Origin of the sequence: Bacillus sp. MZGC1 (genome assembly GCF_002998605.1) — a bacterium.
GTDB lineage: Bacteria > Bacillota > Bacilli > Bacillales > Bacillaceae > Bacillus.
The window spans coordinates 12,420-36,933 of record NZ_PVRE01000006.1; the positions used below are offsets into that span (position 1 = coordinate 12,420).

The 24,514-nt window shown below is 40.9% G+C and carries 28 protein-coding genes; 20 read left to right on the top strand and 8 right to left on the bottom strand.

The window, feature by feature from the left end; translation table 11 throughout:
* Nucleotides 1–44: 44 nt before the first annotated feature.
* The 5 genes from C6Y06_RS16565 to C6Y06_RS16585 all read left to right on the top strand — a co-directional run bounded on the left by C6Y06_RS16565 (nt 45) and on the right by C6Y06_RS16585 (nt 5,020).
* Nucleotides 45–896 (top strand): SDR family oxidoreductase, encoded by an 852-nt coding sequence (locus C6Y06_RS16565; RefSeq protein WP_106037253.1) that lies wholly within the window; start codon nt 45–47, stop codon nt 894–896.
* A 190-nt stretch (nt 897–1,086) separates the two neighbouring features.
* Nucleotides 1,087–1,803: a (Fe-S)-binding protein gene (locus C6Y06_RS16570; protein WP_106037354.1), complete on the top strand. Its 717-nt coding sequence runs from the start codon at nt 1,087–1,089 to the stop codon at nt 1,801–1,803.
* A 21-nt stretch (nt 1,804–1,824) separates the two neighbouring features.
* Nucleotides 1,825–3,246, top strand: coding sequence for a LutB/LldF family L-lactate oxidation iron-sulfur protein (locus C6Y06_RS16575; protein ID WP_106037254.1), 1,422 nt, complete (start codon nt 1,825–1,827; stop codon nt 3,244–3,246).
* The gene (locus tag C6Y06_RS16580) at nt 3,246–3,968 is read left to right on the top strand and encodes a LutC/YkgG family protein (RefSeq protein ID WP_106037255.1); all 723 of its coding nucleotides are present in this window, start codon (nt 3,246–3,248) and stop codon (nt 3,966–3,968) included. Before C6Y06_RS16575 ends, C6Y06_RS16580 begins: the two co-directional genes overlap by 1 nt.
* A 143-nt stretch (nt 3,969–4,111) precedes the next feature.
* Nucleotides 4,112–5,020, top strand: a complete 909-nt coding sequence (locus tag C6Y06_RS16585; protein ID WP_106030936.1) for a DMT family transporter — start codon at nt 4,112–4,114, stop codon at nt 5,018–5,020.
* A gap of 12 nt (nt 5,021–5,032) precedes the next feature.
* Here the strand turns inward: C6Y06_RS16585 and C6Y06_RS16590 are convergent, their stop codons facing one another.
* Nucleotides 5,033–5,224, bottom strand: coding sequence for a hypothetical protein (locus C6Y06_RS16590; protein ID WP_060596417.1), 192 nt, complete (start codon nt 5,222–5,224; stop codon nt 5,033–5,035).
* A 110-nt stretch (nt 5,225–5,334) separates the two neighbouring features.
* On the opposite strand from C6Y06_RS16590, the gene C6Y06_RS16595 reads away from it, so the two are divergent.
* The 6 genes from C6Y06_RS16595 (at nt 5,335) to C6Y06_RS16625 (ending at nt 14,462) form a co-directional block, all read left to right on the top strand.
* Nucleotides 5,335–7,551, top strand: a complete 2,217-nt coding sequence (locus tag C6Y06_RS16595; RefSeq protein WP_106037256.1) for an RNA ligase — start codon at nt 5,335–5,337, stop codon at nt 7,549–7,551.
* Nucleotides 7,552–8,006: 455 nt separating this feature from the next.
* Complete coding sequence (locus C6Y06_RS16605) at nt 8,007–8,552, top strand: TetR/AcrR family transcriptional regulator (RefSeq protein WP_249114887.1); 546 nt, start codon at nt 8,007–8,009, stop codon at nt 8,550–8,552.
* A 21-nt stretch (nt 8,553–8,573) separates the two neighbouring features.
* On the top strand, nt 8,574–11,717 hold the full coding sequence (locus C6Y06_RS16610) for a bifunctional cytochrome P450/NADPH--P450 reductase (protein WP_106037257.1): 3,144 nt from the start codon (nt 8,574–8,576) through the stop codon (nt 11,715–11,717).
* Nucleotides 11,718–11,909: 192 nt separating this feature from the next.
* Nucleotides 11,910–12,818 (top strand): trypsin-like serine peptidase, encoded by a 909-nt coding sequence (locus tag C6Y06_RS16615; protein WP_095285213.1) that lies wholly within the window; start codon nt 11,910–11,912, stop codon nt 12,816–12,818.
* 267 nt (nt 12,819–13,085) lie between these two features.
* A complete protein-coding gene (locus C6Y06_RS16620; RefSeq protein ID WP_045210079.1) occupies nt 13,086–13,466 on the top strand; it encodes a NucA/NucB deoxyribonuclease domain-containing protein in 381 nt (126 codons plus the stop codon).
* 147 nt (nt 13,467–13,613) lie between these two features.
* A complete protein-coding gene (locus C6Y06_RS16625; protein ID WP_095285214.1) occupies nt 13,614–14,462 on the top strand; it encodes an STAS domain-containing protein in 849 nt (282 codons plus the stop codon).
* Between the two features lie 33 nt (nt 14,463–14,495).
* Here C6Y06_RS16625 and C6Y06_RS16630 read toward each other — a convergent pair whose 3' ends face one another.
* A complete protein-coding gene (locus C6Y06_RS16630) occupies nt 14,496–15,038 on the bottom strand; it encodes an IseA DL-endopeptidase inhibitor family protein (protein WP_034660768.1) in 543 nt (180 codons plus the stop codon).
* A 294-nt stretch (nt 15,039–15,332) separates the two neighbouring features.
* On the opposite strand from C6Y06_RS16630, the gene C6Y06_RS16635 reads away from it, so the two are divergent.
* On the top strand, nt 15,333–15,770 hold the full coding sequence (locus C6Y06_RS16635) for a hypothetical protein (RefSeq protein ID WP_034660769.1): 438 nt from the start codon (nt 15,333–15,335) through the stop codon (nt 15,768–15,770).
* A 47-nt stretch (nt 15,771–15,817) separates the two neighbouring features.
* On the opposite strand, the gene lexA is transcribed toward C6Y06_RS16635, so the two are convergent.
* Nucleotides 15,818–16,438 (bottom strand): transcriptional repressor LexA, encoded by a 621-nt coding sequence (lexA, locus tag C6Y06_RS16640; protein ID WP_003212311.1) that lies wholly within the window; start codon nt 16,436–16,438, stop codon nt 15,818–15,820.
* A 159-nt stretch (nt 16,439–16,597) separates the two neighbouring features.
* On the opposite strand from lexA, the gene yneA reads away from it, so the two are divergent.
* From yneA to C6Y06_RS16670, 6 genes are all read left to right on the top strand, one after another.
* Nucleotides 16,598–16,909 carry a cell division suppressor protein YneA gene (yneA, locus tag C6Y06_RS16645; protein ID WP_034660770.1) on the top strand — a complete coding sequence of 104 codons (312 nt, stop codon included), beginning with the start codon at nt 16,598–16,600 and terminating at the stop codon, nt 16,907–16,909.
* 17 nt (nt 16,910–16,926) lie between these two features.
* Nucleotides 16,927–17,574 (top strand): YneB family resolvase-like protein, encoded by a 648-nt coding sequence (locus C6Y06_RS16650; protein ID WP_003211322.1) that lies wholly within the window; start codon nt 16,927–16,929, stop codon nt 17,572–17,574.
* Nucleotides 17,575–17,643: 69 nt separating this feature from the next.
* The gene (locus C6Y06_RS16655) at nt 17,644–17,874 is read left to right on the top strand and encodes a DUF896 domain-containing protein (protein ID WP_034660771.1); all 231 of its coding nucleotides are present in this window, start codon (nt 17,644–17,646) and stop codon (nt 17,872–17,874) included.
* 187 nt (nt 17,875–18,061) lie between these two features.
* Nucleotides 18,062–20,065, top strand: a complete 2,004-nt coding sequence (gene tkt / locus C6Y06_RS16660) for a transketolase (RefSeq protein ID WP_034660772.1) — start codon at nt 18,062–18,064, stop codon at nt 20,063–20,065.
* Nucleotides 20,066–20,262: 197 nt separating this feature from the next.
* Entirely contained in the window at nt 20,263–20,709 is a 447-nt protein-coding gene (gene sirA / locus C6Y06_RS16665; protein ID WP_012010100.1) for a sporulation inhibitor of replication protein SirA, read from the top strand.
* Nucleotides 20,710–20,793: 84 nt separating this feature from the next.
* The gene (locus tag C6Y06_RS16670; protein ID WP_003212379.1) at nt 20,794–21,012 is read left to right on the top strand and encodes a YneF family protein; all 219 of its coding nucleotides are present in this window, start codon (nt 20,794–20,796) and stop codon (nt 21,010–21,012) included.
* 261 nt (nt 21,013–21,273) lie between these two features.
* On the opposite strand, the gene C6Y06_RS16675 is transcribed toward C6Y06_RS16670, so the two are convergent.
* On the bottom strand, nt 21,274–21,447 hold the full coding sequence (locus C6Y06_RS16675; protein ID WP_369810454.1) for an aspartyl-phosphate phosphatase Spo0E family protein: 174 nt from the start codon (nt 21,445–21,447) through the stop codon (nt 21,274–21,276).
* 208 nt (nt 21,448–21,655) lie between these two features.
* Here C6Y06_RS16675 and C6Y06_RS16680 point away from each other — a divergent pair, with 208 nt between their 5' ends.
* Complete coding sequence (locus tag C6Y06_RS16680) at nt 21,656–22,363, top strand: cytochrome c biogenesis CcdA family protein (protein ID WP_034660773.1); 708 nt, start codon at nt 21,656–21,658, stop codon at nt 22,361–22,363.
* Nucleotides 22,364–22,457: 94 nt separating this feature from the next.
* A complete protein-coding gene (locus C6Y06_RS16685) occupies nt 22,458–22,940 on the top strand; it encodes a CcdC family protein (RefSeq protein WP_034660774.1) in 483 nt (160 codons plus the stop codon).
* Nucleotides 22,941–22,961: 21 nt separating this feature from the next.
* Here C6Y06_RS16685 and C6Y06_RS16690 read toward each other — a convergent pair whose 3' ends face one another.
* The 4 genes from C6Y06_RS16690 to sspO form a co-directional block, all read right to left on the bottom strand.
* Nucleotides 22,962–23,390: a DUF2621 domain-containing protein gene (locus C6Y06_RS16690; protein ID WP_034660775.1), complete on the bottom strand. Its 429-nt coding sequence runs from the start codon at nt 23,388–23,390 to the stop codon at nt 22,962–22,964.
* 260 nt (nt 23,391–23,650) lie between these two features.
* On the bottom strand, nt 23,651–24,052 hold the full coding sequence (locus tag C6Y06_RS16695) for an Hsp20/alpha crystallin family protein (RefSeq protein ID WP_066030854.1): 402 nt from the start codon (nt 24,050–24,052) through the stop codon (nt 23,651–23,653).
* A 102-nt stretch (nt 24,053–24,154) separates the two neighbouring features.
* Nucleotides 24,155–24,301, bottom strand: coding sequence for a small acid-soluble spore protein P (locus tag C6Y06_RS16700; protein ID WP_066030853.1), 147 nt, complete (start codon nt 24,299–24,301; stop codon nt 24,155–24,157).
* Nucleotides 24,302–24,317: 16 nt separating this feature from the next.
* Nucleotides 24,318–24,464, bottom strand: a complete 147-nt coding sequence (gene sspO, locus C6Y06_RS16705) for a small acid-soluble spore protein SspO (protein WP_003210995.1) — start codon at nt 24,462–24,464, stop codon at nt 24,318–24,320.
* Nucleotides 24,465–24,514 lie beyond the last annotated feature (50 nt).

A 24,514-nucleotide genomic window follows, 5' to 3' on the forward strand; every position in this document is an offset into this window, starting at 1 on the left:
ACCAAAACATCACCGTCGAATCACAAAATGAGGAGGTCAAACAAATGAAGTTATTAGTAACAGGCGCAACAGGACAACTTGGATCGCTCGTCGTCCAGCATTTGCTTACAAAGGTACCGGCTGAACAAATTGCGGTCAGTGTTCGAAACCCGCAAAAAGCAGCACATTTGAAGGAATCTGGGGTGGATGTACGCCACGGAGACTTTACTCAGCCAGACACCCTTAAGGCAGCCTTTCAAGGCATTGACCATCTTTTGATGATTTCAACTGCAGAAGGAGACCGCGTGCAGCAACATACGGCTGCCATCCAAGCGGCGAAAGCAGCTGGTGTATCCTTTATTGCTTATACAAGCGTTGTGAGTGCAAGAGAGAGTCAGCTTGTCCTTGCACATGACCATGCAAAAACAGAAGAAGCGATTGTGGCCTCTGGCATTCCTCATGTGTTTTTAAGAAACAATTGGTATGTAGAAAACGAAAAAGATACGATTCTAGCAGCCGTTAGCGGCGCACCATTTTTAAGTCCAATTGGTGATGGCAAGGTTGGCTGGGCAACAAGAAATGACTACGCAGAAGCGGCCGCAAATGCGTTAACACTTCCTGTACATGACCAGGAGATATATGAGCTGTCAGGACCTCTTCGGACGCATACTGAACTTGCACACATTGTCAGTGAGGTAAGCGGAAAAGAGATCAAAGTCGAGCAAATTGATGTCGACACATTTGGAGAGTTTTTAGCTTCAAATGGTGTACCAAAAGAAGCTGTTCCGTTCGTCAAAGCCATTCAAAGCGGCATTCGCGATGGTGCCTTAGCTGTTGAAAGCCGTGATTTCGAAACATTATTAGGCCGGCCCTTAACACCTATCGAAGAAAGAATTCGTGAATTGATTTCAAAATAAATCTTCTCAAGCGCCCTATCAAAAGGGCGTTTTTTTCATTCAAGCTACACATGCCATATGTCCAAATTTAGACAAATCACTTCGTTGAAATTTCAGAAATTTGGGATTAAAATGAAAATAGGGTCTGTTATTTCGTCATCAGATGACCAAATTAATGAATCAAATTGCAGCAAAGAAGGGAAGTTCGCCGATGAAAGTCCATTTATTCGTTACCTGTTTAATTGACACCATGCAGCCAAGTGTAGGAAAGGCGACAGTGAAAGTACTAGAAAGGCTCGGTGTAGAGGTGGAATTTCCAGAGGCACAAGTGTGCTGCGGACAGCCAGCCTTTAACAGCGGCTATACAAAAGAAACCATCAAAGCAGCAAAAAACATGATCAAAGCCTTTGAATCAGCTGAATATGTCGTGACGCCGTCAGGTTCTTGTAAGGCGATGTTTTTAGAATATCCTCATCTTTTAAAAGAAGACCCAGTGTGGTCAGCAAAAGCTGAGGCACTTACTGAGAAAACATATGAATTAACCGAGTTTATTGTTGATATATTACACGTCACAGATGTAGGGGCGAGCCTGAAAGGAAACGCAACCTATCACACATCCTGTCATATGACGAGACTGCTGCGAATTAAGGAAGCACCTATCACACTGTTGTCAAATGTCAAAGATTTGACGATGACACCATTGCTGCGTGCAGAAAATTGCTGCGGATTTGGAGGAACCTTTTCAGTAAAAATGACACCTATTTCTGAGCAAATGGTCGATGAGAAAGTCCAAAGCATAGAGGAGACAGGCGCTGAATACATTATTGGTGCTGACTGCGGATGTCTGCTGAATATTGGCGGGAGGCTGAATCGTCTTGATAAGCCCATTCAAGTGATGCATATCGCAGAAGTATTAAATAGCCGCTGACTTTAAGAGGGGGAACGGCAAATGAGTATGAAAATTGGAGAGAAGGGCTTTAAAGAACGAATCGGGGAAGGGTTAGAAGATACTGTCATGAGAGGTGCTGTTTCCTCAGCGCAGGAACGCCTGTATGAAAGGCGGCTATCTGCGAGCGAAGAGCTTGGCAACTGGGAAAAGTGGCGAGAACTTGGCGAGGAAATCCGGCAGCATACGCTGACGCATCTTGATGACTACTTATACCAATTAAGTGAAAGCGTTAGTGCACGTGGAGGACATGTCTTTTTTGCAAAAACAAAGGAAGAGGCATCGGCGTATATACAAAATGTGGCACAGAAAAAAGCGGCCAAAAAGATCGTTAAATCAAAATCAATGGTCACAGAAGAAATTGAAATGAATCAAGCGCTTGAAGAGATCGGCTGTGAGGTGGTGGAAAGCGATCTTGGCGAGTATATTCTGCAAGTAGATGATCATGAACCTCCTTCACATATTGTGGCACCTGCTCTTCATATGACGAAAGAACAAATACGGGAAGTATTTCATGAGAAGCTAGGGTATGAGATGTCAGAGACACCTGAAGACATGACGAGTTTTGTGAGAGCCATATTACGTGAAAAATTCCTCGAAGCTGACATTGGTGTCACTGGCTGTAATTTTGCTGTCGCCAATACAGGTTCCATCTGCCTTGTGACAAATGAAGGGAATGCGGATCTTGTCACGGCTATCCCGAAGACACATATCTCCGTTATGGGCATGGAACGGATTGTTCCAACGATGGAGGAACTGGATGTCCTTGTTGGTCTTTTGTGCAGAAGTGCAGTTGGTCAGAAATTAACAAGTTATATTTCTGTCGTCGGGCCAAAAGGAGAAGAAGAAGTGGATGGACCAGAAGAATTTCACTTGGTCATTGTGGACAATGGGCGGTCCAATATATTAGGTACTGCCTTTCAGCCTGTTCTCCAATGTATCCGGTGCGCAGCCTGTATTAATGTGTGCCCAGTTTACCGGCATGTGGGCGGACATTCATACGGATCGATTTATCCGGGGCCAATTGGCGCTGTTCTTTCGCCGCTTCTTGGAGGCTATGATGACTACCAAGAGCTCCCCTTTGCATCAAGCCTTTGCGCAGCCTGCACAGATGCTTGTCCAGTAAAGATCCCGCTTCACGAGTTATTAATAAAACATCGACAAGTCATCGTTGAAAAAGAGGGGAGAGCGTCTAAAACTGAAATGATGGCGATGAAAATGTTCGGAATGGGCGCATCGACTCCCGGAATGTATCAATTCGGAACAAAAGCAGCCCCTGTATTGATGAATCGTATGGCTTCAAACGGACAGATTTCAAAAGGAATAGGTCCTTTAAAGAATTGGACAGATATTCGTGATCTGCCAGCTCCAAGTAAAGAAAGATTCAGGGATTGGTTTAAAAAGAGACAGAAGGAGGAGCAGTGATGAAGGGAACCATTTCTCACCGAGAGTCGTTTTTAGCTCATATCCGTAAGCAATTAGGTAAAGATTCCTCCCCGTCTGCATCTATTCAGCGTCCAGCTTGGAAGCATCAAGTCCAGTGGGAAACAAACGGACTTTTGTCTAAAGAAGAACTAGTCGAGCAACTGAAGAAGCAATGTCAACGAATTCACACAAGAGTGGTCGAAACAACACCACAGGAAGCGCCCTCTGTATTAAGATTATTGATGACAGAGTATGGAGAGGGTTCTGTGATGATATCGGGCGATCATCGTTTTGAACAATATGGATTTCATCCGATGTTTGACAGCTTGCAGCACGAAGGATTCGCAGTCACCAGCTGGAATGCTGAGGCATCAAGGGAAGAAAATATCAGGATGGCAGAACAAGCGACATATTCGGTTGTATTCAGTGATTACACCCTAGCAGAATCAGGTACAGTCGTCCTTTCATCCCATCAAGGCCAAGGCAGAGCGCTGCATTTTTTACCGATGATGTATATCGTGTGTATCGAAAAAAGCACAGTGGTTCCGCGGATGATTCAGGCTGTTTCGGCTCTTAATCGCTCGGTAGAAGAGGGGGAGCAGGCGAAAGGTGCTATTCATTTCATATCAGGTCCAAGTAACTCTGCGGATATTGAGATGAATTTAGTGGTAGGTGTTCATGGTCCAGTTCGGGCCGTTTATCTGTTAATAGATGATGAATGAGGGCTTTCGTGCTGAAAGCTTTTTTCATGCAAAAAAGCTCACACAAGTTTTAAAATCATCTTGCCTCTAGCGGATTGGACATAGTAAGATGACGACATACAAGATGAACTTCTCATCTACTGCTGATGTAAAGGAAGCTGCTTATGGAAATGAAGTCAACTGCTCAAAAGAAATCAATTGCACTACCGCTTGTGATTTCAATTATTGCCATTTCGTTTTCTGCTATCATTGTGAAATGGTCAAATGCACCTGCTGCTATTTTAAGCATGTATCGAATGATCTTTGCCGCGGCTTTTATGCTGCCGTTTATCCTGCCACGTAAAAAAGAATTTCTTTCAATAAAGCGCAGAGACTGGTTTTTCTTATGTATGTCAGGCTTCTTTTTAGGACTCCACTTTGTGTTGTGGTTTGGCTCACTGAAGCTGACGACTGTGGCAAGCTCTACTATTATTATCGCCCTTCAGCCGATGGTCTCCTTATTAGGCGGCTTTCTCATTTTCCGTGAACGAACCACGCTGCCCGTACTCTTGACGATGTGTGCAGCGATTGCTGGTGCACTCATGATTGGATGGGGAGACATAGGTCATAGCCAGGAAGCCATCCTAGGAGACATTTTATCCTTTTTAAGTGTGATCGCGGTTGTTTGTTATTTATTAATAGGTCAACAGGCTGTAAGGAAAATATCTCATTGGATTTATAGTTTTTGTGTGTTTGGTTTTGCTGGTCTTTTTTTAATTCTATTCAACCTAATGCAGCAAACTCCTTTTACAGGCTATCCGGGTAAAGAGTGGGGGATTTTTTTATTGCTTGCCATCATTCCCACCATGTCTCATGTCATTAATAATTGGCTTTTAACTTATGTCAATGCCACAACGATTTCAATGAGTATACTTGGCGAACCTGTTGGGGCCACGATTCTTGCTGTGTGGCTGCTTGGAGAGAAGATTACACTGCTTCAAATGTGTGGCGGTCTTCTTGTCCTTTTAGGCGTCTTTTTCTTTTTGATGCAGCAGCGTCAAGGAATTGTGATGAAACCAAAAAAATCCGGTTAAATCCCGGATTTTTTACTCTTTTAAATCATTTTTTTCAATCACTTTGTTCAATCTTTCCTCAACCTTCTTCAATTCCATTCGTCTTCTTCTGATCATTCGAAAAGAGGTGACAATCATAGTCACGATAACAGCAATGAATAGAAGAGAGAACACTTGAAATAAAAAATCTCCAAGATTGAATGCCATATTCTCTCCATTAGACATACGTAAAACCTCCCTTTCTATCTATATATTACCATAATCAATAAAAGATTGAGATTTATCCATAATTTATCTATAATAGGTAAAATATCACTCATTAAAGGAGAACCAATATGAGAACTTTAGTCCTTTTACGAGGTCTCCCAGGCGTAGGTAAATCAACTTGGATCAAAGCTCAAGGCTTAGAGCCCTACACTTTATCAGCGGATCAGATCCGTCTTTTGACCCAGCCGCCGCAGTTATCTGTCAATGGGAAACCAGAAATTTCAAGCAAGCATGACCACAAAGTCTGGTCTTTGTTATTTGAATTGCTTACAGCACGTATGGAACGCGGAGACTTTACTGTGATTGATGCGACACATATTTCAAGCAAATCGATATCTCAATATAAATCGTTAGCCACATCGTATCGTTACAGGGTGTATGTCGTCGATTTCACGCAGGTGCCGCTTGAAACAGCTCTCCTGCAAAATCGCTCACGGGAACCTCACAAAGTTGTGCGGGAGTCTGTTTTATATCAAATGAACGAGCGGTTAAAAACAGAAAAGGTCCCATCATGGGTGACTGTTTTGCAGCCTGAGGAGTATCCGCAAGTGATAACCTATCAGCCTCGATCCTTCGATCAATATGAGGCCATTCATGTCTTTGGAGATATTCACGGCTGTCATACCGCTCTGACCACCTATTTACAAGGAGACATTAAAGAAAACGAACTTTATATCTTTGCAGGTGATTTGCTTGATAGAGGAATAGAAAACAAGGAAGTATTAGAATGGATGCTCGCACATAGAGAATGCCGGAATGTCATCGTGATTGAGGGCAATCATGATCAGCATTTATACCGGTTTGCACATGGTGAGAAAGTAAGAAGCAATATGTTTAACCGGCATACTGCACCTGAAATCGAAGCAGCAGACTTTGATTTAAAAGAAGTACGGAAGTTTGTCAGAACATTTCATCAGCTTACTTATTTTACGTACCATAGCAAGACATTTCTTGTTACCCACGGGGGGCTTGCTCATTTGCCAGAAGAGCTTCTGCATGTCTCAACCCAGCAGCTCATTCACGGTGTAGGTGAATATTCAGATGACATTGACCACTTGTTTGTTCAAAACACCGCTGGATTAGATGTCATTCAAATTCACGGGCATCGTAATTTATACAGGCTGCCAATTCAAGCAGCGGAAAGATCTTATAATCTAGAAGGCCAGGTTGAATTCGGGGGGCAGCTGAGGGTCTTGAAAATCACAGCTGACGGGATTGAGGCTCATGAAATTGACAACCCAGTCTATAGAGCTTCTGAGAAAAAAACATCGGCTGCTCTTCAACCAGATATCTCACTGGATGACTTTTTAGCTCACTTAGATCAGCATGAATATGTACAGGAATTAAAGCTTCCGCACCATATTTCATCTTTTAATTTTACGAAAAAAGCTTTTAGTGAACGGCAGTGGGATGATGTGAATGTGAAGGCAAGAGGTTTGTTTGTCAATATGGTGTCAAAGCAGATTGTTTCAAGAAGCTACAACAAATTTTTTAATATTGACGAGCGTCCAGAGACAAAAATGCATCATCTAGTGAACCATCTTCAATTCCCTGTTACCGTCTATGATAAAGCAAATGGATATTTAGGAACGGTTGGGTATAACGAAATGGATGATGAATTGGTGTTTACGTCCAAATCGTATACATCTCATGTGAAACAAAATCAGCATGCTTCCTGGGTCGAAGAGCTATTTTATGCAACCTTTGACGATGTGCAGGTCGACTACATCAAATCATACGTACGTGACAACAATGTATCTCTTGTGTTTGAGGTCATTTTACCAGAGAAAGACCCACATATTATCACATATGATCAAGATCAACTCATTTTGCTTGATATTGTGAAGCGTCAGCTAAGCTATGAAAAAGCACCATTCACTGAAGTGAAAAGGTTAAGCGAACGGCTTGGAATGTCCTGCAAGCAGGAAGTGGCTGTGTTCCATGATTGGACGTCTTTTTATAAATGGTATCAGGCTGTCTCTCATGACGACTCGATTAAAGAAGAGGGATTTGTCATAGAGGATCATCGCGGATTCATGACCAAGCTCAAGCTCCCTTATTATCAATTCTGGAAGCAGATGCGCGCGATCAAGCAGCGCGTCGCAGAGAATCGTTCCTCGCAAAAATATATGCAGGCTTTGCAAACAGCGGAGCAAGCTAGATTTTATACGTGGCTTCTTGAGCAAGATGCCAATGATGTCAGGAATAGCTCAATTATTGAGCTGCGAACACAATTTGAGCAAAGCGATGCTGCCCAATTGAATAATGATGAAATAAATGCATAGTCTAAACATGAGTCTTTTCTAAAGAAAAGGCTTTTTTTGATGCAATTGAAGGTAGACCCATATATGCCTGATCATATTAAAGTGATTCTTCGAACGATGTTTGCTTTTGCGATTTTATTTGGTGGAGCACGTCTTCTTGGAAAGCAAACATATTGATACATATGACGGCCATATTCAGTCTCCGATTGATCAAGAATGAACGTGTAGTGCAGAGGTCACCCGCATGACACATATCTGCCAAGATTTCTAAGTCCTTTGGATGCTGTCTGACTAGGCATCATTTCTCAATTATTATTATTTTCAGAAAATGTGATGACGGAGAAAAATAAGTGTGTTTAAGTATATATAGAAGAAATTAAAATATTAATATAATATACCGCATACGGAATGAACATTCATTCCTGAAATGAGGAGGGGATGAAGTGCCAGCAGTGACTGATAAACAAGAACAGATTATGAAGGCTTCACTAGATTTATTTATTGAACGGGGCTTTGATGGGACCACGATGCCGATGATATCAAAAAGAGCAAACGTCGGAGCAGGAACCATTTACCGTTATTTCGACAGTAAAGAGGCCCTCGTTAATATTTTGTACCAGCGCAGCCTTTCTGCATTTATCGAAAAAATGAACACAAACAGTCCAGATCCAAAGGCAAGTATTCGGGCGTACTTTAAGCATGTATTTTATTGCTTGGTTTTATTTACAAAGGAGAATCCAAGCGGGCTATATTTCTTAGAAATTGATAAACGATCCCATTACTTAGACGAGACGAGCAAAGAGAAAATGCAGCTTTTGTTACATGAGCTATTCCTTATCTTTGAAGAAGGGAAAAAGGATGGGATTCATCCAAATCTCTCAGGTAGAACCATTTTATCGATTGTATTTGGTGCCTTTGTACAGCTGCATAAACAAATTCTTGCAGAAGAAATAGAGCCAACGATTGAATTTCTAGAGGACATTGAGCAATGTTTATGGCGCGCCATTAGCGTTGCTTCTTAATGATATAAAGGGAGTGGGCACATGCAACAAACATCAATCATTCCAAAACCAAAAACATACGGACCTTTTAAAAATATTCCCCATATCAAAAAGGGGGAGCTTTCTCAAACCTTTTGGCGTCTTGCAGATGAATTAGGACCGATCTTTCAGTTTGAATTTTCAAAAGCAACAAGTATTTTTGTTTCCAGCCATGAACTTGTCCAAGAAATATGTGATGAGAGCCGTTTTGATAAATACATTGGGAGCAGTCTCAATAAAGTAAGAGCATTTGCAGGAGATGGGTTATTTACGAGCTGGACAGAAGAACCGAACTGGAGAAAGGCTCACCACATCTTGATGCCGGCGTTTAGCCAGCAGGCCATGAAGGGCTATCATGAGATGATGCTCGATATTGCCACACAGCTTGTACAAAAATGGCAAAGAACAGGCCGTGATGAAGAAATTGAAGTAGCAGAGGATATGACAAAGCTTACTTTAGATACGATCGGACTTTGCGGTTTTGATTTTCGATTTAACAGCTTTTATAAAGAAAATCAGCATCCATTCATCGAAAGTATGCTGAATGGTTTAAACGAAGCGATGGATCAGGCGAGCCGGTTGCCGGTTGCAGATAAGCTAATGATCAAAAGAAGAAAAAAATTTGACCAAAATGTCGATTTTATGAAGCAATTAGTAGATGACATTATTCAAGAACGAAAAAAACAAGATAAAACGGGCGATGATTTACTGTCCCTCATGCTGCATGCAAAGGATCCTGAAACAGGAGAGCGCCTGTCAGATGAAAATATCCGCTATCAAATCATTACCTTCTTAATAGCTGGGCACGAAACAACAAGCGGGCTGCTATCCTTTGCGATTTATTTCTTATTAAAGAATCCAGAAAAATTAAAGAAAGCCGTCCAAGAAGCAGATGATGTGCTGCAAGGCGGACTGCCAACATTTAAGCAGGTACAAAAACTAAATTACACTCGTATGGTTTTAAATGAATCACTTCGCCTCTGGCCAACAGCGCCTACGTTCTCTCTTTATGCGAAAGAGGACACCGTCATCGGAGGGAAATACTCGATTGAAAAGAATCAAAGTGTCTCCGTGCTGCTCCCTAAGTTACATCGTGATCAAGCGGTATGGGGAGAGGATGCGGAAGAATTTAAACCAGAGCGGTTTCTACACCCTGAAAAGATCCCGCAGCATGCCTACAAGCCTTTTGGGAATGGGCAGCGTGCATGTATTGGTATGCAATTCGCCCTTCATGAAGCCACTATGGTGCTAGCGATGGTCCTGCACAATCTGGAATTGATTGATCACACATCATATGAACTTGATTTAAAAGAATCTCTGACGATTAAGCCAAACGATTTTAAAATCAAAGTGCGGCCAAGGAAGCAGCAACTCTTTATGGCACCACCGAAAGAAGAGGCGAAAAAAAGCACAAAATCTGATGAGTCAAAAGTGGCCAGTCACGGTACACCACTGCTTGTTCTATATGGATCAAATCTTGGCACGGCGCAGCAAATCGCAAACGAATTTGCTGAAGACGGGAAAGCAAAAGGGTTTGACGTGACCACTGCTCCGCTTGATGACTATACACGCCAATTACCAGATAAAGGTGCAGTCTTAATCGTGACTGCTTCATACAATGGACATCCGCCTGACCATGCGAAAAAATTTGTGGATTGGGTCACGCAGGATGAAGAGCAGGATTTATCAAACGTGACATTTGCTGTTTTTGGATGCGGAGATCGAAATTGGGCGAGTACGTACCAGCGTATTCCTCGTCTCATTGATGAAGCACTTGAAAGTAAAGGTGCAAAGCGTGTAGCTGATTTAGGAGAAGGCGATGCAGGCGGAGATATGGATGAGGATAAAGAAACATTCCAGAAAACGGTCTTCAAGCAGCTTGCAAAAGAATTTAAGCTCACCTTCCAAGAGAAAGGTAAGGAAAAGCCAAAACTATCAGTTGTTTATACAAATGAGCTAGTAGAACGTCCTGTGGCGAAAACGTATGGTGCTTTTTCAGCTGTTGTACTGAAAAATGAGGAATTACAATCTGAAAAAAGTGAGCGGCAAACAAGACATATTGAACTGCAATTGCCTGAAGGGAAACAATACAAAGAAGGGGATCATATCGGAATTGTTCCGAAAAATAGTGATGCACTCGTGCAGCGGGTGATCAATCGCTTCAATCTTGATCCTAAGCAGCACATCAAGCTTTCTTCTCAGAAAGAAGCAAGTCATTTACCTTTAGATCAGCCGATTCAAATGAGAGAATTACTTGCGTCACATGTTGAGCTTCAAGAGCCTGCAACACGTACGCAGCTAAGAGAGCTCGCAGCATATACAGTTTGTCCGCCTCACCGCGTGGAGCTTGAGCAAATGGCTGGTGAAGCATATCAAGAAGCCGTTTTAAAGAAACGAGTAACCATGCTGGACTTATTAGATCAATATGAAGCGTGTGAGCTGCCGTTTGTGCACTTTTTAGCACTTTTACCAGGTTTGAAGCCGCGCTATTACTCAATTTCTAGCTCACCAAAAGTCGAAGAAAAAAGAGTCAGTATCACAGTGGCGGTTGTGAAAGGTAAAGCGTGGAGCGGCCGCGGAGAATATGCCGGAGTCGCATCAAACTATTTATGCGGTCTGCAGGCAGGAGAAGAAGTCGCCTGCTTCCTCCACGAAGCGCAGGCAGGATTCCAGCTGCCACCTTCATCTGAAGTACCGATGATCATGATCGGACCGGGTACAGGAATCGCTCCATTTAGAGGGTTTGTTCAGGCAAGAGAAGTGTGGCAGAAGGAAGGAAAACCACTAGGCGAAGCTCACCTGTATTTTGGCTGCCGTCACCCTCTTGAAGATGATCTGTATTTTGAGGAAATGCAGCTTGCAGCGCAAAAAGGAGTTGTTCACATCCACCGGGCTTATTCTCGTCACAAAGAGCAAAAAGTATATGTCCAGCATTTGTTGAAAGAAGACGGCGACATGCTGATCAAGTTACTTGACCAAGGTGGGTATCTTTACGTGTGCGGGGACGGAAAAGTTATGGCACCAGACGTAGAGGCTACGCTTATCGACCTTTATCAAAACGAGAAACATTGCTCGAAGGAAACAGCTGAAAATTGGCTGACAACCCTTGCAAATGACAATAGATATGTAAAAGATGTGTGGAGCTGAAAAATTAGGAAGACCGCCAATTAGGCGGTTTTTTCTATTTCATAGAGAGAGATCAATAGAATGAAGGTTGGAAAGATACAAAACACCTAATTTAAAAATGAAATATTTTGTAAAAAATAAGAATATTCTCTCATTTACTCCAATATGAAACAATCGTATGATTTTTGATATAGGACATAAAGGAGGAATATGATGAAAAAGGTGAAAATGTTACTCCCTTCTCTACTCGTTTTTGGTGCTTTAAGTGTGCCTAGTTTTGCCCATGCCACATCGGATTCAGTACTAACGTCTGATTATGACATGGTGACTTCTGATGGAAAGGTGATCTCTTCAAGTGATTTCCACAATGATACGAAATCCCCCTCATCCTTTGACAAAGTGGATGATCTTTCTTCTACTGTTGGCGAAAAAGTAAAACCACTCTCAAAATATTTAAAAGACTTTCAAACAAAAGTCGTCATTGGAGACGATGGAAGAACAAAAGTAGCAAACACAAGAGTGGCACCATATAATTCAATTGCTTATATTACATTTGGCGGCTCAAGCTGCACGGGGACACTCATTGCCCCTAACAAAATTTTGACAAACGGGCACTGCGTGTACAATACAGCATCGAGAAGTTATAGTGCAAAAGGATCGGTGTATCCAGGCATGAACGATAGTACAGCGGTGAATGGCTCAGCAAACATGACGGAGTTCTATGTACCAAGCGGATATATCAATACTGGCGCGAGCCAATATGATTTTGCCGTGATCAAAACAGATACGAACATTGGCAATACGGTCGGTTACCGCTCTATCCGTCAGGTGACAAACTTAACTGGGACAACGATTAAAATTTCTGGATATCCAGGTGATAAAATGAGATCGACTGGCAAGGTGTCGCAGTGGGAGATGTCAGGTTCTGTGACAAGAGAAGATACAAATCTCGCATACTATACGATTGATACATTTAGCGGAAATTCAGGCTCAGCGATGCTAGATCAAAATCAGCAAATCGTTGGGGTTCATAACGCAGGGTATTCAAACGGAACGATTAATGGCGGTCCAAAAGCGACAGCTGCCTTTGTTGAATTTATCAACTATGCAAAAGCGCAATAAAAGCTAGAGCACAAAGCTTGTTTCCTTCATAGGGGACAAGCTTTTTTATATGGATAGAATCACTGGTTTCTATCTGTCTAACCTGAGAGATTCATTGAGTTCTCAGCCTCATCATTTTTTTCACATGTCATTCGTGAACCGCTCATACATTAAAATAACACATTTCCTTTAAGTCAAGATTCTGCTTGAGAAAAATGAGGAGGTCTCACACTTTTGAAAATGAGAAGAGGCTGGATCACTGGTGTCGCCTTATGCTTTGTGATATGGATGGGCACGTTGTTAGGTGGATTTGGGGAGAAACATGCGGCAAAAGGTGCGGATCGATATGATCATGTCATTCAATTTCCAAAGGAACGGTACCCTGAAACAGGCAGCCATATTCAAGAAGCCATTCGAAAAGGGCATTCAGATGTGTGTACGATAGACCGAAATGGAGCAGATGCCCGCAGGCAAGAATCATTAAAAGGAATTCCGACTAAACCTGGCTTTGACCGGGATGAGTGGCCGATGGCGGTTTGTCTTGAGGGAGGAAAAGGTGCGAGTGTTCAATATGTCAGCCCATCTGATAATAGGGGAGCAGGCTCATGGGTTGGACACCAGATCAGCGGTTATCCTGATGGGAAAAGAATTTTATTTATTGTGAAATAAAACTGGATGAGAGGCACCTGTGAGTAGGTGCCTTTTTTGTTGATGATCAGAGCGTATTGGAGCTAGCAGGGACAAAAGATTCAGTGGTACAATGGATCTTTAAGGTACAAAGACTGTCAAGAAGAAAATGTGAAGGGACATATGCTTATGGATAAGAACCGTGCATTATACGATTTTTTTATGCAACATGCAGAGAAACTGACTGAAACTTGGTATGAATCAATTGAGGATGATGATCCAGAATCAATCTATCGTTCAACAGATTCCAGCATCATAGCAGAGCTGAAACGGCAAAATCAAGATTATTACCAGCATTTTATACGTGCTCTTATTGAAGACAAGACATATTTACATACTGAGTTTAAAAAGTGGTCTGAAGACTTAGCCAGTGACCCGAAGCATTTAAATACACCATTAGATTATGTTGTGAGAGAATACATGTCCAATCAAAGAGTAGTCCTTCATTACTTAAAAGAATTTATTAAACAGCGTCAAGATGAAATTGATATTGACCGCATCTTTTATTGGTATGATTTAATTTCAGAGGCGTTTAATATTTCAATTCATGTGTTTATCCAGCAATATGTGAAAAATACAACGAGGAAGCTCGTGGCACAAAGAGACATGATTTACGAGCTGAGCTCACCTGTCATTGTTTTAAAAAATCATATTGCGTTATTGCCGTTAGTAGGTGACATTGATACAGCGAGAGCAAAGATGATTTTAGAAAATACGCTGAAACAGTGCTCGCAAAAAGGCGTACAGCATTTATGTATTGATTTATCGGGCGTTGTCATTATTGATACAATGGTGGCTCATCAAATCTTTGATCTTGTCACATCACTTCGGTTAATTGGAGTAGAGACGACCATTTCAGGCATCAGACCAGAAATTGCCCAAACAGCCGTGCAGCTTGGGCTTCCTTTTAATGAATTTCGCACGGCATCATCACTTGCTCACGCGCTGGACCGCATGACTGAATTTTCTCCAATATAAAAACCAGGCCGATTGAATGGCCTGGTTTTTGATTTAGATGACAGCGTCAATTTTTGTGACTTTCCAATCTTTTTGTACTTTTTCGTACGTAACAGTTCGTTTTACTTTGCGTCCATCAAGTGTTGGGACGGTGAATTCATATGTGCGGACCGTTTGTTTTTTAGAGACAAGTTTAGGTGTGGCTTTATCCCAATTAAGCATGTTGTCTCCGTCACCGACTGGAACAGCCATTTTGCCTTTATGAACAATGAACTGGTAGTCTTTTAAACCTTGATTGATGGCATCTTTTGTGAAAACTTGAGATAGGTAGCTGTTTAGTTTTTTCTTTGTATCAAATGTTTTAGAAAGATAGTTGTATGTCATGTCTTTATAGCTAAATGATTTTAATTTGTAATCGGAATGTTCATTAATTTTGTAGCCTGACATCGCACTCCAAAAGTGTTCTCGTGCGTCAAGGGCAATATGTAACGCTTCTTTATTTGTCAAAGCGGCTGGTTTTTTAGAAGCGGCCAATGTTGTAGATTGTAATGAGATCATAAGCATAATAGCAGTTAATAAAACGAATAATTTTTTCAAGGCGATTGCCTCCTTTTCTCAATGAAAACTTCTTATGTTACAAATGTTACAATAATTACAGTGATATTACAAGTATTAATTCTAAATGTTTTTTATTTCTTTTCTTTCTATATATATAACGTTTGAGGGAGACAAAAAGTTTTCATTTTTTTATTTTTTCTTTATATCTACTATTTAACCGTTCTAAAGAAGAACAAAACGTTTTTTGGAAAAATTTTTGTTTGGACGTTCAACACGCTTTTTCATTTATGACATATACTATCGTGATGAATGTCTAAGAAAGTGGTGTTGAATATGTATTATCCGTATGAAGGTATGTGGAATGGGTACTCATATGACAGGCAGATGCAAGGATGGCCATCACTCCCTATTCCTCAAGTTGGAGGATTTCCAGGGTTTCCAATCGGAGGAGGAGGCACTGGACCCGGATCAAGCGGATCAGCTCCGCCAGCTCCGCCGCAGCATATCATTTCGCAGTATCAGCAAGCATTATCACAGCCTCAAAGCATGCAGTCACTTATTTCAGGGCAAACAGGTGGAGGCCAGCAATCTGTTCAATTTGCAGCGGGATGTAATAGAAGATGGACGATTGTGTTCATGAGAAACGGTCAAGTGTTTTTAATGTATGTCCTATCCTCACAGCCTTTCGGGAGGACAACTGGCTTTATTTGGCCAAACTTTACATTTGGTTCCTTCCCAAGCTCGCGTATTCTAGCATATTCTTGTTCATAAAAGAAAAAGCCGGTTCTCATCAGCAGCTGATGAAATACCGGCTTTTTTTAGTGAATATTTCTAAATACGCCAATCACTTTACCTAGTATACTTACATTCTGTAAAATAATCGGTTCCATAGATGGGTTCTCTGGCTGTAATCTAAAGTGTGTATCTTCTTTATAGAAACGTTTCACTGTCGCTTCATCTTCCTCTGTCATGGCGACGACAATATCTCCATTGTTAGCGGTGCTTTGCTGACGCACAATGACATAGTCCTTGTCCAAAATTCCTGCATCAATCATACTTTCTCCCATAATTTCAAGCATAAATACTTGTTCATCTGGTGCTGCAAAAGTCTCTGGAAGAGGGAAGTATTCTTCTACATTCTCAACAGCCGTAATAGGCAGGCCTGCTGTTACTTTTCCGATGACTGGTACGTTCATTACAGCACTCTTAGGAATATTCATTTCCTCTTCATCTAGTACTTCGATCGCTCTAGGTTTTGTCGGGTCTCTTCTAATTAAGCCCTTTGTTTCTAGTCTAGCTAAATGTCCATGAACCGTTGAACTGGATGCTAGACCGACAGCTTCTCCAATTTCACGAACGGATGGGGGATAGCCCTTACTTTTTACTTCTTCTTTGATGAATGTCAGGATATCGAGTTGTCTTTTTGATAGCTTCGTCATCTTTTGCACCTCAAAACGTCAATTTTAAAGAAATTATAGCATGTTTTTCCTAACAGTACAAACATAGGTTCGAAAAAAACGTTTGACAGAAACGTTTGTTCGTATTTATAATGAGTGACAGAAAGAGCGAACACATATTCTGTTAGGAGAGATGACATTATGAGGTTAAAAGAATCTATTATTTTTATTGGGGTATTCTCATTCATCGTTGGCATATTTCTCTCACTTATTGCAGTCACAAGCCATAATGATCCAAATCAGTATGTTAAAATAGAGGTTCAATCAGGTGATACTCTTTGGGGGTTAGCTGATCAAGTAAACGACAGCAAATCAATCGACAAAAATGCGTTTATTGACTGGGTCACAGAACACAATGATCTTGCTTCAACGGAAATCCAGCCTGGTGACATTCTTGTCATACCAGTCAAAAAAGAGCATCCAGTCGTATATCAACTTGCAACAGTACAATAGAAAGGTCGATTGAAGTCATGAATGCAATCATCTATGCGAGAGTAAGCACTGTCAAAGAAGAGCAGGAAACCTCGCTGAAGAGACAAGAAGAAGAACTGCTGGCTTTAGCTGCTATGCACAAGATGAATGTGGTGAAAGTCATCAAAGAAAAAGCAAGCGGATATGATCTAGATCGTGATGGTGTGTTTGATATGCTAGCTACACTAAAAGAAGAGTCAATTGATGCCGTTCTTATCCAGGATGAAACGCGTCTCGGAAGAGGACAAGCAAAAATTGCGCTTCTTCATTGTCTTTTTAAAGAGAACGTAAAGGTGTACAGTACGTTTCATAGAGGCGAGCTTGAGCTTTCAGAAGCAGATGAAATGGTTATTGAGATCGTAGGAGTAGTTGAAGAGTATCAACGAAAAATTCATAACCTGAAAATCAAGCGGGGAATGAGAAGAGCTGTTGAGCGCGGGTATCAGCCCGAACTGAATTTAAAACAGCAGGATCATGCGCCTGGCCGTGAGCGTATTGAAGTGCCGATTTCAGAAATTGTTCGATTAAGAAAAAACAACATGACATTCGCAGAAATTGCAGCAACTCTTCAGGCACTAGGTTTTGACATTTCAAAAGCAACGGTCCATAGAAGGTATCAAGAATATGAAAAAGGTCTGACCACCTAAAGCTTGATTTGTTGTCAAAATGATTGATATTTAGTAGTATGTAGAGAAAATGTTTTAAAGGAGTTTGTCATGATTTCTAAAAAGCAGCTTGCAAGAATCAATGAGCTTTCAAAAAAGTCGAAAGAGACCGGTTTATCAGACGCTGAAAAAACAGAACAAAAGCTATTGAGAGAAGAGTATTTAAAAGCTTTTCGTTCTTCTATGAAAAATACACTTAAAACCGTGAAAATCGTTGATCCTGAAGGAAACGATGTCACACCAGAAAAATTAAAAAGAGAAAGAGATCAAAATCTTCACTAAGTCTGTGATTTCTTAAATTTTGAAAAGATGGGAAGTATATTCTCATCTTTTTTCATATTTGCATAACTTTTTAGGTGATCGATAAACTAAATGTGACAAAATCACTCTTTTTCAGCGTGAAATAGTTGTGAAAAAAGGACAGTAGATTTATGATAATGGTGTACACAAGATACGGAAGGGGATTTATATGGAAACGATTGAATTGAAATCTATTGCAACAATACGTACTCTCTCCATAGACGCAATTGAAAAAGCGAATTCCGGTCACCCTGGAATGCCAATGGGTGCTGCACCAATGGCATACGCTTTATGGACGAATCACTTAAACGTAAGTCCGCAAAACCCTAATTGGTTTAACAGAGACCGTTTTGTTTTATCTGCGGGGCATGGTTCTATGCTTCTATATAGCATGCTTCATTTAAGCGGATACAACCTGAGCATCGATGATCTAAAACAATTCCGCCAATGGGGTAGCAAAACACCTGGACACCCTGAATTTGGACATACAGAGGGCGTAGATGCTACAACAGGTCCTTTAGGGCAGGGGATTGCCATGGCAGTTGGTATGGCACTTGCAGAAAGACATCTTGCGGAAACGTATAACAAAGACAACTTTAATGTTGTAGATCACTATACATACAGCATTTGCGGAGATGGGGACTTAATGGAGGGAATTTCCTCTGAAGCTGCTTCACTTGCTGGTCATTTAGGCTTAGGCCGTTTAATTGTTCTTTATGATTCAAATGATATTTCATTAGATGGCGACCTAGATCGTTCATTCTCTGAAAATGTGAAGAATCGTTTTGAAGCGATGAACTGGGAAGTTCTCTATGTGAAAGACGGCAACAACATTGAAGAAGTGACGGCTGCTATCGAAAAGGCGAAACAAAGTACAGACAGACCTACATTGATTGAAGTGAAAACAACGATTGGTTTCGGATCGCCTAACCGTGCAGGAACGTCTGGTGTGCATGGTGCACCGCTTGGCAGCGATGAAGCCAAGCTGACGAAGGAAGCTTACTCTTGGACGTTTGAAGAAGATTTCCATGTACCTTCTGAAGTGTACGATCATTTCAAAGAAGCTGTAAAAGACGCTGGTCAGAAAAAAGAAGCAGCTTGGAATGAACTATTTGAACAATATGAAAAAGAATACCCTGAGCTTGCAGCTCAACTGAAGCTTGCGATTGAAGGAAAGCTTCCTGAGAATTGGGAACAAGAGATTCCTGTTTATGAAGCAGGTTCAAGTCTTGCCTCCCGCGCTTCTTCAGGCGAAGTATTAAATGGCATTGCGAAGCAAGTACCTTTCTTTATTGGCGGGTCTGCTGACCTTGCAGGTTCAAACAAAACAACGATTAAAAACACAGACGATTTTGGTAAAGATAATTATGCCGGCAAGAATATTTGGTTCGGTGTCAGAGAATTTGCAATGGGTGCCGCGTTAAACGGTATGGCACTTCACGGCGGCCTTCGTGTATTCGGCGGAACGTTCTTTGTTTTCTCAGATTACTTAAGACCAGCTATTCGTCTTGCTGCCTTAATGGGACTTCCAGTCACATATGTTTTTACTCATGACAGTATCGCTGTTGGTGAAGATGGTCCGACACATGAGCCGGTTGAACAGCTTGCTTCATTACGTGCGATGCCTAATCTTTCTGTCATTCGCCCAGCGGATGGAAACGAAACAGCTGCAGCGTGGAAACTTGCTGTATCTTCAACGGATAAACCGACAGCACTAGTTCTGACTCGTCAAAACCTTCCAACGATTGACCAAGCACCAGAGAAGGCGTATGAGGGAGTAGAAAAAGGTGGATACGTCGTCGTTGAAGCTGCTGATGCACAGCCCGAAGCACTTCTACTCGCTTCTGGATCTGAAGTCGGTTTAGCGATTGAAGCGCAAAAAGCACTTGAAAAAGAAGGGATCCGTGCGTCTGTTGTCAGTCTTCCTGCATGGGATCGTTTCGATCAGCAGTCAGACGAATACAAAGAATCCGTTCTACCTACAGCAGTGCGGGCACGTATTGCGATTGAAATGGGAGCTTCACTTGGCTGGGAGCGTTACACTGGTCTTGATGGTGACGTGATTGCCATTGATAAATTTGGCGCTTCTGCACCTGGTGAAACCATTATTGAGAAATACGGATTTACGGTCAGCAATGTGGTCAGCCGTGTGAAAGCGAAGCTGAACAAATAATCAGTCTCCAAGCATCATGCTTTTTTTCATCTGTTTGCAGAGCATTTTCATCCGCTCTGCAAACTTTTTTCTTTTTTCTTGTTTTTTTGACAAAACTAGTTTCTTCTTGCTTCATATATAGACAATTCTTTCTTTCGCATTTTTGTATAATACAAGCAATATACGAGATTGACGAAATGTGAAAGGAAGGGATAGACATGGAACGCCATTATTATATTTATTGGATTGAGGATGAATTTGCACATCATTATTTTGGCAGAGAATCGATTTTGTTTCATTTGTTTGAGTCGTTACACTGGACGAACCGCACGGAAGATGAATTGGTGATGCTTGTGAAACAAGTGGATTACGTGACGAAACGAATCCCTGCTTTTCATATGCACCAGCGATTAATGAACAACTTAACGAACATTCACTATACACAAATTGGCTCGATATACAGCGCTTCCTTACCTGATGGAAAAGGAACGGCTGCATTTATTATAAAAGACCGTTATATCCAAATGTCTGCCACCGGCAGTTACGAGGCAGAAGCGGTGTTTTTTGAAGTGCTGAGAAAAATTAGTCCTTGCTTTCTTGCGATGGACTTTGGTTCAAAGAAGCATGGGTGGCTCAATCCGGTAAAAGTGAGGAATTTTGTTTAAAAAAATAAAATTGAACGTGAAATGTTGTATAATAGCCTTTTGTTTAGTACACTTTATACGAGACAACATGAAGGAGGAAGAATTATGGATTTATGGGTTGTCATCCTTGTAGGCGTTGTTGCACTGCTTGCAGGAGTTGCACTCGGATTCTTTATTGCTCGTAAGTATATGATGAGCTACTTGAAAAAGAATCCACCAATTAATGAACAAATGCTTCGAATGATGATGATGCAAATGGGCATGAAACCGTCCCAGAAGAAAATCAATCAAATGATGAAAGCCATGAACAACCAAGCGAAATAATACGTACGATATTATGATCATAGATGGAACATGGTTATAAAGAATGGACAAGCGTTGTCCTATCTTTATTGAATTCACCTTCATCAGACGCTTTAAAACCACTGTACTTGCATGAATGAAGCAGGGAAGGTGGTTTTTATTTTTGCGTCAGCCTCCTGTTAAAAACAAAAAACCCCTGTAATCAGAGGTTTTTGTTTCGTTTATGGTCACATATCAACTGTTCTAAAAATCGTGCAGCATGATAGATATCATGAGATATGATTAGTTGGCTGAGTTTGAGTGTAAGTGTCGTTGATATTGTAAGAGAAGATGATCTAGCTGCTGGCTATGTTCGATGGTCACTGTTGATGTCATCCCATTATGCAAGACAACTTTCATCAGCTCTTCTCTTTTTTCTTCGATTTGAGTTAATAATGATGTTTTTACCAAAGTCATGTTCCTTTCATGCAAATCTTGATAAAAAGAATCGATTTTATTATATCCATTTTAAGGTTTATTTTCAAATTTAAAGGATTCGTTATCTTGATGTCAAATTAAATTATATAAGGTTTTAAGAGAATAGACCATCTTTATTGAGAGGATGTAAAAAAAATGAAATGATTTTGTCATCTCTTATTGTATATTGTAAGAAGGGGGTGTTCTTTTGACAGATTTGAATTACTTTTTAGCTTTTGGAGCAGGGTTTCTTTCTTTTATCTCACCATGCTGTCTGCCGCTTTATCCAGCCTTTTTATCGTATATTACGGGCGTTAGTATAGATGAAGTGAAATCTGAGAAGGTGATGCTGAGAAGAAGAAGTCTGCTTCATACCTTATTCTTTTTAGTTGGATTCTCTATTATATTTATTGCGATTGGCTTTGGGACATCGTATGTTGGGAAGTTTTTTTATGATTACCATCAAGCAATTCGCCAGGTTGGAGCCATTCTCATTATTTTCTTTGGTTTTATGATTCTTGGTGTCTTCCAGCCTTCTTTCCTTATGGGGGAAAAGAGAATGCAGTTCAAAAATCGTCCTGCTGGTTTTTTTGGGTCAATTCTCATCGGAATGGGCTTTGCCGCTGGATGGACACCTTGTACAGGACCTATTTTATCTGCTGTTATCACACTTGCTGGTAACAATCCGGAGTCGGCTGTCACATATATGATTGCGTATGTATTCGGATTTGCCGTTCCGTTTTTTGTTCTATCCTTTTTCATCACGAAAATGACGTGGATCAGAAAGCGCCAGCAGCTTATCATGAGAATTGGCGGGATCATTATGATTGTGGTAGGGATATTGCTGTTCTTTGATCTTCTGACATGGATTATCATCATGTTCTCCTCATTGTTCGGCGGATTTACAGGCTTTTGAAATCGTTTTCTACAGTCGCGGCGAATGGTTTTTTTTCGTCAATTGGAGTATATTATACATAGGCTGACCTTAAAGAATAAAGGAATGATTTGATATGATGGTCTTGATCTCTTCTATAATTGCGATATGTATGGCGGTAGCCGTCATGTTTATTCGCATTAAGTCATCTGCAAAACCTGCAACCGCAAAAAAAATTATATTACCTCCTATTTTCATGAGCACTGGGGCACTAATGTTTTTTGTTCCTATGTTTCGAGTAACTGGGGCTGAATTTCTAGAGGCGATCACAGTGGGGATGTTTTTCTCCATATTTTTAATCAAAACATCGAAGTTTGAAATTAGAGGGAATGACATTTATTTAAAGCGATCAAAAGCATTTGTGTTTATTCTCATTGGACTTCTTGTTCTTCGTATCGGGATGAAGACCATCCTGAGTTCTTCTATTGATTATGGTTCTCTAAGCGGGATGTTTTGGATTCTTGCCTTTGGCATGATCGTACCTTGGCGCGTTGCTATGTATTTGTCGTTTAGAAAGCTGTCTAAGCAATTAGATCCGCAGCAGGTTCAAATGAATTAAACCTCCTTTTGATAAAGGAGGTTATTTTAATAACGATTCATATGGCGTGTGATCGATGTCTTTTTCTTGAAGGCGCTTCAGTAAAAACTTATGATCCCGCTTTGGGGTAGCGATAATATAGCCGCGAATGATTAAATCTAAATTAATGCTGGCAGCTTGTTCTTTTAAAGCCAGCTCGCCAATCTTTCCCGCAATTTTTTCTTTGGCGACATCTCTAAACAGCTCTGGAACAGGTAATACGAGTTCATTTAAAAGCTTTTTGTCTTCTTCCCGCCATAGGTGGAGGCTCTTTTGAATATATTCATCCTGCCAATCAAGCTCTGATTTCCCATCTTCCTTCGGCAATCGTTTTAAAAATTTGCGAAACATAAAAAAGCCACCGATTGCGAGTAATCCGATCATCACCGTACCCCAAAATAAAATGAACCACAAAAACCAGCCGCTTAACATGTTCTCACTCCTTATACCCCTCGTCTCTCTATCTTATTTTACATGAAGAGATGATAGAAGAAAATAACAAAAATGTATGTCTCTCATCTCTATGAACGCCTTTTTTCATTCATAACTGCCCATTTACTAGAAAGACCCAAACCATCTAGTAGAAAAAGAATACATTATCATATAGCGACTCTACTATTTGGCCATGGTGGTTCGCAAAAGGTATTGGCTTGACACGAACGGAAGAGAGCCCACCAAATGAAGGTGGGCTCTTAATGTTTGAAGTGCGGGATTTGAAAGGAAAATGCCCCGCTTGGATAGTCAGAACTTTTTTTAATTCTTATCGAAATGATTCGGTTTTCGTATTCTGTTTCAATCTCTTTGTCGTTCAAATAAAAAGGGAGCATGACACTTTTTTCAATTGGCTGTTCGCCTTCATCATTTGGCTTTTGTACCGTGTAACAGAGAGTCAGCTCATGTCCAGCGAAGGTCAGCTTTACATCAGTGATCGACAGGGTGGAGACATCAATCTCAATAATATAATCGCGGCTTGTTTCATAAAGATCAATTGGGAGGTGTTCATCATACCAGGCAAATGGATCATCCATTAAGACATTGAGCCAATCATCTATTTCTAGAAAATCAGAGGAATTCGATTGTTTTTCATTCTCCATAAACACTCCTCCATCACATCTCATAATAAATGATATGTTGAGAACTGAAATGTGTGAAAGACCTAAAACATCCCGCTTTGCCACGGGATGAGAGGAGGATGTTTACATATCATGATGAGAATTGTGCTTTTGTCTTGAATGGTTGCGGTTTTTTACTTTTTTACTGCCTGATAATGGCTCCGGCTGTCCGCTTTGATGTTCCTTAGGCGAGTTTTGACGGATGTCTTTTCCTGTGTTTTTATTCGTCATAATGTTTGCTCCTTTCTTATTGGTTTTTTTTACGTTTTTTATTATTTTGTCTTTGTTCTTCTGTTAAAACGAGTTGATCATTTTCAATATAGCCTGCACCATTTCCTTGGCTTTTGGCTGCGTTCATGCCGTCAATCACATGATTTGCTTTACGTTTTGTCATGTTCTATCACCTCAATTGTAGTATGAACCCGCTCTGCTTGGATTATGAAG

Coding starts and splice junctions, on each gene's coding strand:
- C6Y06_RS16565 (WP_106037253.1), top strand. CDS start 45: ATGAAGTTATTAGTAACAGGCGCAACAGGACAACTTGGATCGCTCGTC.
- C6Y06_RS16570 (WP_106037354.1), top strand. CDS start 1,087: ATGAAAGTCCATTTATTCGTTACCTGTTTAATTGACACCATGCAGCCA.
- C6Y06_RS16575 (WP_106037254.1), top strand. CDS start 1,825: ATGAGTATGAAAATTGGAGAGAAGGGCTTTAAAGAACGAATCGGGGAA.
- C6Y06_RS16580 (WP_106037255.1), top strand. CDS start 3,246: ATGAAGGGAACCATTTCTCACCGAGAGTCGTTTTTAGCTCATATCCGT.
- C6Y06_RS16585 (WP_106030936.1), top strand. CDS start 4,112: ATGGAAATGAAGTCAACTGCTCAAAAGAAATCAATTGCACTACCGCTT.
- C6Y06_RS16590 (WP_060596417.1), bottom strand. CDS start 5,224: ATGTCTAATGGAGAGAATATGGCATTCAATCTTGGAGATTTTTTATTT.
- C6Y06_RS16595 (WP_106037256.1), top strand. CDS start 5,335: ATGAGAACTTTAGTCCTTTTACGAGGTCTCCCAGGCGTAGGTAAATCA.
- C6Y06_RS16605 (WP_249114887.1), top strand. CDS start 8,007: ATGAAGGCTTCACTAGATTTATTTATTGAACGGGGCTTTGATGGGACC.
- C6Y06_RS16610 (WP_106037257.1), top strand. CDS start 8,574: ATGCAACAAACATCAATCATTCCAAAACCAAAAACATACGGACCTTTT.
- C6Y06_RS16615 (WP_095285213.1), top strand. CDS start 11,910: ATGAAAAAGGTGAAAATGTTACTCCCTTCTCTACTCGTTTTTGGTGCT.
- C6Y06_RS16620 (WP_045210079.1), top strand. CDS start 13,086: ATGGGCACGTTGTTAGGTGGATTTGGGGAGAAACATGCGGCAAAAGGT.
- C6Y06_RS16625 (WP_095285214.1), top strand. CDS start 13,614: ATGGATAAGAACCGTGCATTATACGATTTTTTTATGCAACATGCAGAG.
- C6Y06_RS16635 (WP_034660769.1), top strand. CDS start 15,333: ATGTATTATCCGTATGAAGGTATGTGGAATGGGTACTCATATGACAGG.
- lexA (WP_003212311.1), bottom strand. CDS start 16,438: ATGACGAAGCTATCAAAAAGACAACTCGATATCCTGACATTCATCAAA.
- yneA (WP_034660770.1), top strand. CDS start 16,598: ATGAGGTTAAAAGAATCTATTATTTTTATTGGGGTATTCTCATTCATC.
- C6Y06_RS16650 (WP_003211322.1), top strand. CDS start 16,927: ATGAATGCAATCATCTATGCGAGAGTAAGCACTGTCAAAGAAGAGCAG.
- C6Y06_RS16655 (WP_034660771.1), top strand. CDS start 17,644: ATGATTTCTAAAAAGCAGCTTGCAAGAATCAATGAGCTTTCAAAAAAG.
- tkt (WP_034660772.1), top strand. CDS start 18,062: ATGGAAACGATTGAATTGAAATCTATTGCAACAATACGTACTCTCTCC.
- sirA (WP_012010100.1), top strand. CDS start 20,263: ATGGAACGCCATTATTATATTTATTGGATTGAGGATGAATTTGCACAT.
- C6Y06_RS16670 (WP_003212379.1), top strand. CDS start 20,794: ATGGATTTATGGGTTGTCATCCTTGTAGGCGTTGTTGCACTGCTTGCA.
- C6Y06_RS16675 (WP_369810454.1), bottom strand. CDS start 21,447: ATGACTTTGGTAAAAACATCATTATTAACTCAAATCGAAGAAAAAAGA.
- C6Y06_RS16685 (WP_034660774.1), top strand. CDS start 22,458: ATGATGGTCTTGATCTCTTCTATAATTGCGATATGTATGGCGGTAGCC.
- C6Y06_RS16690 (WP_034660775.1), bottom strand. CDS start 23,390: ATGTTAAGCGGCTGGTTTTTGTGGTTCATTTTATTTTGGGGTACGGTG.
- C6Y06_RS16695 (WP_066030854.1), bottom strand. CDS start 24,052: ATGGAGAATGAAAAACAATCGAATTCCTCTGATTTTCTAGAAATAGAT.
- C6Y06_RS16700 (WP_066030853.1), bottom strand. CDS start 24,301: ATGACGAATAAAAACACAGGAAAAGACATCCGTCAAAACTCGCCTAAG.
- sspO (WP_003210995.1), bottom strand. CDS start 24,464: ATGACAAAACGTAAAGCAAATCATGTGATTGACGGCATGAACGCAGCC.